The sequence below is a fragment of the Rhizocola hellebori genome, assembly GCF_016862955.1.
GTDB classification, from domain to species: Bacteria; Actinomycetota; Actinomycetes; order Mycobacteriales; family Micromonosporaceae; genus Rhizocola; species Rhizocola hellebori.
Map to the genome: position 1 here is coordinate 19,271 of NZ_BONY01000113.1, position 9,156 is coordinate 28,426.

General features: G+C 66.5%; 5 protein-coding genes. 4 read left to right on the plus strand and 1 reads right to left on the minus strand.

The features are described from left to right. Window position 1 precedes the first annotated feature (1 nt). Complete coding sequence (locus Rhe02_RS44980) at window positions 2–883, minus strand: carbohydrate ABC transporter permease (RefSeq protein WP_203914691.1); 882 nt, start codon at window positions 881–883, stop codon at window positions 2–4. 248 nt (window positions 884–1,131) lie between these two features. Between Rhe02_RS44980 and Rhe02_RS44985 the strand changes: the two genes are divergently transcribed. The 4 genes from Rhe02_RS44985 (at window position 1,132) to Rhe02_RS45000 (ending at window position 8,496) form a co-directional block, all read left to right on the plus strand. Continuing rightward, window positions 1,132–2,487 (plus strand): DUF4832 domain-containing protein, encoded by a 1,356-nt coding sequence (locus Rhe02_RS44985; protein WP_203914692.1) that lies wholly within the window; start codon window positions 1,132–1,134, stop codon window positions 2,485–2,487. A gap of 43 nt (window positions 2,488–2,530) precedes the next feature. Further along, window positions 2,531–5,197 carry a fibronectin type III domain-containing protein gene (locus Rhe02_RS44990; RefSeq protein ID WP_203914693.1) on the plus strand — a complete coding sequence of 889 codons (2,667 nt, stop codon included), beginning with the start codon at window positions 2,531–2,533 and terminating at the stop codon, window positions 5,195–5,197. Window positions 5,198–5,257: 60 nt separating this feature from the next. Next, window positions 5,258–7,774 carry a DUF4832 domain-containing protein gene (locus Rhe02_RS44995; RefSeq protein WP_203914694.1) on the plus strand — a complete coding sequence of 839 codons (2,517 nt, stop codon included), beginning with the start codon at window positions 5,258–5,260 and terminating at the stop codon, window positions 7,772–7,774. A 182-nt stretch (window positions 7,775–7,956) separates the two neighbouring features. Then, on the plus strand, window positions 7,957–8,496 hold the full coding sequence (locus tag Rhe02_RS45000) for a hypothetical protein (RefSeq protein ID WP_203914695.1): 540 nt from the start codon (window positions 7,957–7,959) through the stop codon (window positions 8,494–8,496). Window positions 8,497–9,156: the final 660 nt, after the last annotated feature.

The following is a 9,156-nucleotide window of genomic DNA, read 5'->3' on the forward strand; positions in this document are numbered from 1 at the left end:
TTCACGCCAGGTCCGAGCGAGAGGCGCGCAGCAGGCGCATCTGGATCGCGGTGAGCACGCCGAGGATGAGCGCCAGGCAGATCGCCGCGGCGGCGGCGTAACCCATGTGGAAGTAGGTAAATGCCTGCTGGTAGATGTAGTAGTAGATGGCGCGGGTGGCCGAAACCGGGCCGCCGCGGGTGGTGACGGCGATGGTGTCGAAGATCTGGAACGAGCCGATCAGCGAGACGACCAGCACCAGGGCCAGGACTGGGCGCAATAGCGGCAGGGTGATCCGGCGGAACATCCGCCACTCGCCGGCGCCGTCGATCGACGCGCCTTCGTAGAGGTACTGCGGGATCTGCAGCATCCCCGCGTAGAGCAGCAGTGCCGTGTAGCCGGTATAGGCCCAGGTGTTGATCGCCGCGACCGACGGCATCGCCCAGGTGGCATCGGTGAAGAAGCCGATGGGCTGCATGTCGAAGGCGCGCACCAGGTGGTTGACGAAGCCGAGGTTGGTGTCGAGCAGGAACAACCACAGCAGGCCAACGGTGACGTTGGGGACGAGCCAGGGCAGCAGCAGCGTCGCCCGCAGCACCACCGAGCGGGTCAGCCGGTGCATGAGTGCCGCGATGCCAAGGGCCAGAAGGGTTTGTGATCCGATGTTGAGGATCACGTACCAGCCCGTGACCAGGAGCGCATTCCAGAACTGGTCGTCGCGCACCAGCTTGGCATAGTTGTCCACGCCGACGTAGGAGGGCGTGTTGAGCATCGAGTAATCGGTGACCGAGTACCAGATGCCACGTGCGGCCGGGTAGCCGTAGAAGATGGCGAACCCAGCCAGCACGGGCAGCAGGAACCACCACGCCGCGCGGCGGTCGTCGCGCCTTTTTGTCGAGATCATCCTCGCCTCTGCTCCGGTGTCCGGGTTGGCTCTTGCCAGCCGCCCCGCCTTCGAATAATGATGTAGACCTTCGAAATTTTGTCAACACCTCTTCGTATTGCTTCGGTAACGCCGTGGAGGGTAACCAAGCCAAGATCTGTCGCGAAAGTCCCCCTACCAGCGCCGATATGAACTTGGCGGGCCAGCGCTGCAGCGTGCCCGAAACCAACCATCCCGAGAAATGCCCGACTTCCCTCGGAGAGACCGACATGAAATCACGTTTACGAGCCCTTGGCGTCGTCATGCTGGCGGCCCTCACCCTGACCGCGGGGACACCCGCCGTGGCCGGCGGTCCACAGTGGACACCGCTGTCCTACGCCGCCGCGCCCGCCGACAACCCCCTCAAAGGCTTCCTGCCCTTTGCCGGTAGCTACCAGACCTTCCCGCACAGCATGGAGTGGTTCTACCTGCCGCTGCGCGACGTGATGACCGGGCCGCAGCAGTTCCGTTGGGCCGCAATGGAAAGCCAGCTCGACGCCATCGCCTCGCGGGGGCACCAGGCGGTGTTCCGGTTCTACCTGGACTATCCGGGCAAGCCCACCGGCATCCCGCAGTACCTGCTGGACCAGGGCCTGCTCACGCGCCCCTACCCCGACTTCGGCAACAACGGGGTCAGCGTCGCTCCCGACTACAGCGACTCGCGGCTGGTTTCCGCGCTGGAGAACTTCATCACCGCGCTGGGCCGCCGCTACGACGGCGATCCGCGCATCGGCTTCCTCACCCTGGGCCTGATCGGTTTCTGGGGGGAGTGGCACACCTGGCCCTACGACGGCTGGACCCAGCCCGAGAACTGGATGCCGAGCACCGACATCCTCACCGCCATCCTGAACCGCTACCAGACCGCCTTCGCCAAGACACGCTTGCTGGCCCGCTATCCCAGCCCTGAGAACAAAAATCTATCTGTCGGGTACCACGACGACTCGTTCGCTTTCGAGACCCTGCCGCCGACGTCATGGCATTTCGTGCAGCGCCTCATCGACGAAGGCGTGACCGAGAAATGGCGCGAGCAGCCGATCGGCGGCGAGCTGCGCCCCGAAATCCAGTCCTGCCTTTGGGATGAGCCCATCAGCTGCCCCCAGTACGAGGACTACCCGCAATCCGTGGCGCAGACCCACGCCTCCTGGCTGATCAATCACGCCGCCTTCGCCGGGGCAGGTTTCACCGGCGACAAATACCAGCGCGCCCTGAACGCGGCCAAGGCGCTGGGTTACGAGCTGACCGTCACCGAGGCGGCGCTGTCGCGCGAGCGGGTTTCGGTGCGCGTGGCCAACCTCGGCACCGCGCCGTTCTACTACGACTGGCGCGCCGAGCTGGCCGCCGTCGACAGCCGCGGCCGCATCGTTAGGCGCTGGCACACCGGCTGGTCCGTGGCCGGCATTCAGCCCGGCCAGGATCCCGCGCAGCTTTCGGCCCGCATCGACACCCACGGCCTGCGGGCCGGCCGCTACGACATCGTCATGCGCGTGGCCAACCCGCTGCCCAACGGCATCCCGTTGCGGTTCGCCAACAACGGCCAGAACATCCACTCCGGCTGGCTCACCATCGGCGCTGTCACCACCCGATAACGGCGCTAACCCACACCTTCTCGTCCCGAAGGGAACCCGGTTCATGCCATCCTTACGAAAGCTGCTTGCCGCCACAGCGGCGGCGATGACCCTCGTGCTCGTGTCCACCAGTGGGCAGGCGGCTCCGGCGGGTCCGCCCGCGCGCCCGCCCGCCGGGCCCGGCCCCGACACCAGCCTGGCCACCCACACCTACTCCTACGCCGATGCCGCTCTCGGGCAGCCGTTGAAGGGCTTTGCCCCCTACCTGTTCCCGGGCGACAACCTGTCGTCGAAGTACCCCGGCGGGCTGGTCTGGAGCTACTTCGCCCTCAACGAGGTGATGAAGGATCCCAACAGCTGCAGCGTCTTTGACTGGAGCGTCTTCGAAAAGGCGCTCGACGAGGCCGCCGTCTGGGGTCGCCAGGTCGCCTTCCGGTTCTACGTCGAGTACCCAGGAGGCAGCGGCACCCATCCCGGCAACGGCATCCCGCCCTGCCTGAACGGCAGGATGGCGTTGCGCACCAATGGTTTCTGGGGCACGGTCAGCCCCGACTACGACGATCCCGACGTCATCGCCGCACTCGTCAGCTTCATCAACGCTTTCGCCCAGCGCTACGACCGCGCCGGTCCCGGCGGCACCGCGGACCCGCGGGTCGGGTTCATGTCGCTGGGCCTGGTCGGGCTGTGGGGCGAGTGGCACACCTGGCCCTATGACCGCGACCTGGCCGACGGGTACCCCAACCTGATGCCCACCGACGCCACCATCCGCACCATCATCGGCGCCTACGACACCGCCTTCGACAACATCCAGCTCGAGGTGCGCTATCCGCTCGCGGGCACGGAGACCGCCAACATCGGGTTCCACGACGACTCCTGGCCCTACAAGGAGTGGCGTGGCGGCCAGCTCAAGAGCATGACCCTGCCCGTATCGATGAACGGCTGGGAAGACGCGTTCCTGCAGTTGCAGCTCAACACCGGGACGGAGAACAGGTGGATCACCCAGTCCATCGGTGGTGAGGCGCGCCCCGAGATCCAGGGCAGCCTCTACGCCAACTGGCCCGGCGGCTCGGGGCAGGTCGACGACGTCCTCGCCGCGACCGAGCTCAGCCACATCTCCTGGATGATCAACCAGACCGGCGCCGGTGGGTACAGCCCCACCGATCCGCTGGTCGCCGCGGGCGTCCGCAAGATGGGTTACAACCTGCACATCCCGCAGGCCAACTTCAACGCCACCGCTTCGGGCACGTTCAAGGTCGGCGTCACCATGCAGAACAACGGCGTCGCACCGTTCTACTACCCGTGGACCACGGTGGTCGGGCTGCGCGACGCCTCCGGTGCGATCGTCAAAACCTGGGACACGACCTGGGATCTGCGCCAGGTGCAGCCGTTGACGATCCGGGCCTTCCCCGACTGGAACGTGGGCGCGAACCCGACCTACCGCGACTTCGGCCGTCCGGTCAACTTCTCCGCCAACCTCAGCACGGCCGGTGTCGCGGCCGGTTCTTACAGTCTGGTGCTGAAGGTCCGCAACCCGCTGGAGGCGGTCACCCCGGCAGTTCTGCGCGCCCGGCCCGCCGCCAGCAGGCTGACCGACTGGATCATCGATCAGTGGCGTCCCGCCGTTCCGCTGTCGTTCGCCAACTCCAACCAGGGCACCGACGGCTGGGTCAACCTCGGCGCGATGGCGGTCGGCTCCTGCTCGGGTGACTGCACCGCACCTTCGGTGCCGTCGGGCCTTTCCGTAACCGGGGTCACCAACACCAGTGTTTCGCTGTCGTGGGCGGCTTCCACCGACAACGTGGGTGTCACCGGCTATCAGGTGTTCCGTGACGGTGCTCTGGCCGGTTCACCGACCGGCACCACGTTCACCGACACCGGCCGCTCGCCGGGCCAGACCTACCAGTACACGGTGCGAGCGCGCGACGCGGCCGGCAACATCTCAGCCGCCTCGGCTGCGGTGCCGGCCACCACGACCGGCTGTTCGGGCGATTGCACGGCACCGAGCGCGCCGACGCTGTCCTCGCCGAGCAAGACCGACACCACCGTGTCGCTTTCCTGGACCGGCTCCACGGACAACGTGGGCGTCACCGGTTACGAGGTGTTCCGCGGATCCACCTTGGTCGGCAGCCCCTCGGCAACCACATTCACCGACACCGGCCTGACCGCCTCCACGGCCTACAGTTACACCGTCAAAGCCCGGGATGCGGCCGGAAACCGTTCCGCCGCAAGCAACACCGTCACCGTCACCACCAATGCGGCGCCGCAGCCGCCGGCTGGGCTGGTGCTGGACAACTTCGACGGCACCCCTGCCTACCCGTCTTCCAACCAGAACGACCTCGGCAGATGGACCGGCGCGAACTGCTTCCTCGACGGCGGCGGCTCGGGCGTGGTGACTGGCGGGGCGTTGAGCTTGCGCTACAACAACTGTGGCTGGTTCGGCTCCGACGTCGGTGTCGACCTGAACGCCTACACGTATCTGGTCGTGCGGATCCGGGGCGCGGCCGGGGGAGAGCAGGCCCACTTCAGCCTCGGCCTGGGTGGCGCGACAAAGGTGTTCGCCGACTTCACCCTCGACGGCGGCGCCCACCCGGTAATCACGACGAGCTATCAGGACATCCGCATTCCCATGGCGGCCAACGGGATCAACCGCAACTCTCCGTCCCAGCTGGCCATGGGCTTCTGGTACGGCGGCAACTCGACCATCACCATCGACCACATCACGTTCCAATAGCACCAAGGCCGCCTGGCCCCAACCAGGCGGCCTTCCTCCGTCCCGAACAAGGAAGGCATCATGCCCACTCGCACTTTGCGGCTGCTCACCGCGACGGCGTTGCTGGCCGGACTGGGAGCGGTGGGGGTAGGCGCCGCGCCCGCGCTGGCCGCCACCGTCACCTACCAAGCCGATCTCGGCACCGCTTTCGCGAACCCGGAACGCGGCTACCACAACCGGTACGAGATCATCAACGATCCGGCGGTCAACGATTACGTCAACGCCGCCACCATTCCCGGCTTCAATCCCGACCTGCTCGACCGGACCTTCACCCGGGCCAAGTCCCACGGCAACACGCTGATCCACAGTTACGTGCACCTCGACAAATACCGGACCCAGCCCCTGCCGCAGGCGCTGCTGGACAATCTCACCTCCGGGCTGGCGGCGATCAGAGCAGCCGGCTTGAAGATCGTGCTGCGGCCCGCCTACACCTGGGACGGCTACGTCAGCGTTGACGAGGCGCAGATCCTGAGCCACATCGGCCAGCTCAACGCGGTGATCACCGCGAACGCCGACGTTGTCCTGCATCTGGAGACCGGATATCTGGGCGCGTGGGGCGAATGGCACACCGGCGGGCTGACCAACCCCTCTTCGGTCGAGGAGGCGCCTGCCCGGTACCGGATAATGAAAAAGATCGCGGACACCACACCGGCCACCATCCCGCTGGCCATGCGCTACCCCATATATATCAAGGAAGTTACCGATCCCACCTCGTGCGTCGTGCCCGGAGGCTGCACACTGACCCAGGCGCAAAAGGACCGCATCAGCTTCCACAACGACTGTTTCCTGGCCGACTACAACGATATGGGTACCTATGACAACCCGTCCTGGATGGGCTGGTACTACATCGAGCAGAAGAAACAATGGATGTATGACCTGGCGACCTCGGCCGGGCACAACAAAATGGTCGGCGGGGAAACGTGTGGCGCGGACGGTTACAACGACGCCGCCTGTGTCAACGCGCAGACCGAGATGCAGAAGCTCAACTTCACCGAAATCAACGAGGACTACGCCGCCGTCAATACGGACAAGTGGAAGGCGGCCAACCTCGCCGCGAGCGGCAGCGACCCCGCGGAAACCTGCTTCGTACGCATCAAACGCAAGCTTGGGTACAGGCTACGGCTGCTCGACGCCACCTTCCCGACCACGGTCGCGCCCGGCGGCGGTCTCAGCCTCACCGCACACCTGACCAACGACGGATGGTCCGGGCTCATCAAGACCCGTCCCGTCTATCTCGTGCTCGACAACGGCACCCAGCGCTACAACCTGCCCGTTGCCTCGGTCGACCCCCGCACCTGGCTGGCCGGCGCGAGCACCCTCACCACAAACGTCACCGTGCCCGGCAACGCCGTCGCGGGAACCTATCGGCTTGCGCTGTGGCTACCCGATCCGAACGCTGGCCTGCAGCCCCGTCCGGAATACTCGGTGCGGCTGGCCAACACCGGCACCTGGGACGCGGCCAAGGGCTACAACGTGCTGTCGACCTCGGTCACCGTCGGCGCGTGCACGGGTGACTGCGTCGCGCCCTCAGCCCCGTCGGCTCTTTCCGTAACCGGAGTAACCAACACCAGTGTTTCGCTGTCGTGGGCGGCTTCCACCGACAACGTGGGTGTCACCGGATATCAGGTGTTCCGTGACGGTGCTCTGGCCGGCTCACCGACCGGCACCACGTTCACCGACCCCGGCCGTTCCCCCGGCGTGACGTATCAGTATTTGGTCCGGGCGCGGGACGCGGCAGGCAACGTTTCCGCGGCGTCAGCGACAGTGTCGGCCACCACGACCGGATGTTCGGGCGACTGCACCGCGCCCAGCGCACCGACGTTATCCTTCTCGGGCAAGACCGACACCACTGTTTCGCTGTCGTGGACCACGGCCACCGACAACGTCGGCGTGACCGGTTACGAGGTCTTCCGCGGATCCGCTCTGGTTGGCAGCCCCTCGGGAACTTCGTTCACCGACACCGGCCTGACCGCTTCGACCGCCTACAGTTACACCGTCAAAGCCCGAGACGCGGCCGGAAACCGTTCCGCCGCAAGCAACACGGTCACGGTCGCCACCGACGCGACGCCACAGCCACCAGCCGGCCTGGTCCTCGACAACTTCGACGGCACCCCTGCCTATCCGTCGGCATTCCAGAACGACCTCGGCAAGTGGACCGGGGCCAACTGTTTCCTCGACGGCGGCGGCTCCGGCGTGGTCACGGCTGGCGCGCTTAGCTTGCGCTACAACAACTGTGGCTGGTTCGGCTCCGACGTCGGCGTCGACCTGAACGCCTACACCTACCTCGTCATTCGCGTCAAAGGCGCAGCCGGGGGAGAGCAGACCCACTTCAACCTCGGCCTAGGCGGCGCAACAAAGGCCTTCGCCGACTTCACCCTCGACGGCGGCGCCCACCCGGTAATCACGACCGGCTACCAGGACATCCGCATTCCCATGGCGGCCAACGGCATCAACCGCAATTCGCCTTCCCAGCTGACCATGGGCTTCTGGTACGGCGGCAACTCCACCATCACCATCGACCACCTCACCTTCCAGTAACAGCAAGGTGCCCCCAGCCTCAGCGGTTGGGGGCACTTCGACTTACCCCTTGAGCGGTCGGCCTTCCAGTCACGCTCCAGCGCCGTCCAGCACCCGTCCAGACGTCGTTCCTAGCATGCATGCATCTCGATTGCTGACGCCGCCAATCCCATTCATGCATGACAAATTCGGAGGCACCCCTCATGAGGATTCGAATCGCAGTACTGGCGCTGGCCAGCGGGCTACTCGCCGCAGTGGTCGCGCCCGCTGGCGCTGCCAGCGCGGGCACCGCCCAACCCTCCAGCGATGGACTGGTGGCGGGCGCAGGAGTCATCACGCTGGCCCAGCAGACCTCGGCCCCAGCCCGCACCTCGAGCGGTGCGACGATCCAGGCCTCGACCTACTGCAACGTCAGCGTCAGCCAGCCGCAGGTCAACGCCAGCCTGATCCTCTCCGGCACCTGGCGGGTGTCCTGCCGCAACGGCGCCAACCCCGCACCCGACATCTTCGAAATCGAAATGACCGCGCGGATCTACCAGGGAACCCCCGCCCTCCCCGGGGCGAACGTCGGCGCCCACTACTGCCTCACCCACACCAGCCCAATCATGGACTGCCCGGTCTCGACCACCGGCCCGATCCAGTACTACACGTCGTACTTCAGCAAACTCGAGGTCGAGGTAACGCTGACCAGCGGCGCAGTGAACCGCGGCACCTTCTACACCTACCCGACCCAGCTCACCTGAGTGGCACGGCGACCGCAGGGGCGCGGCGCCGCGCCGCGCCCCTGCGAGCAGGCAGTCGGCAGGCGCTGGGTGGGCTTGCGCGGGGAGAGCGTGGTTGCCGAGGGCTTGCGCGGAGAGCTTGGTCCATTTGCGCGATAGCTTGCGCGCGGTGAGATTGCACGGCCAGCTTGGGCGGGGAGGCTTGGCCGCGGCGAGCGTGTATGGCGGCGAGCTTGGCTGGGGAGGCTTGCGCGGAGAACTTGCGCGGAGAGCTTGCGCGCGGCGAGATTGCGCGGCGAGCGTGCGTGGCGAGCCTTGGTGGGGAGAGCTTTGCGCGCGGCGAGCGTGCGCGGGGAGGGCTTGGAGCGGAGAGCTTGCGTGCGGCGAGCTTGTGCGGCGAGTTTAGGCGCGGGAGGGCTGGCATGGGGCGAGCTTGGGCGGGGAGGCTTGCGGGCGGAGGGCTTGGCGCTGGATAGCGCACGTTGCTGCCGGTTTCTGGCACGGGCGTATGCCGGCGGGCATGGCGAAGCCGCCGCGATGGGTGTCTTCCATGCGGCGTCGGTCGGTCAGGATCTAGGATTTCCTCCGCTGCGGCGCGGGGAGTGAAGTCGTGATGAGGCAACGGCTTCGTGAGTGTCGCTGGCAGGTGGGCTGCCTGCTGCAAGGGTGAGATTGGTGCGT

Excerpts from the sequence above, each read along its gene's own strand:
- Rhe02_RS44990 (WP_203914693.1), top strand. The coding sequence starts at position 2,531 with ATGCCATCCTTACGAAAGCTGCTTGCCGCCACAGCGGCGGCGATGACC.
- Rhe02_RS44995 (WP_203914694.1), top strand. The coding sequence starts at position 5,258 with ATGCCCACTCGCACTTTGCGGCTGCTCACCGCGACGGCGTTGCTGGCC.
- Rhe02_RS44985 (WP_203914692.1), top strand. The coding sequence starts at position 1,132 with ATGAAATCACGTTTACGAGCCCTTGGCGTCGTCATGCTGGCGGCCCTC.
- Rhe02_RS44980 (WP_203914691.1), bottom strand. The coding sequence starts at position 883 with ATGATCTCGACAAAAAGGCGCGACGACCGCCGCGCGGCGTGGTGGTTC.
- Rhe02_RS45000 (WP_203914695.1), top strand. The coding sequence starts at position 7,957 with ATGAGGATTCGAATCGCAGTACTGGCGCTGGCCAGCGGGCTACTCGCC.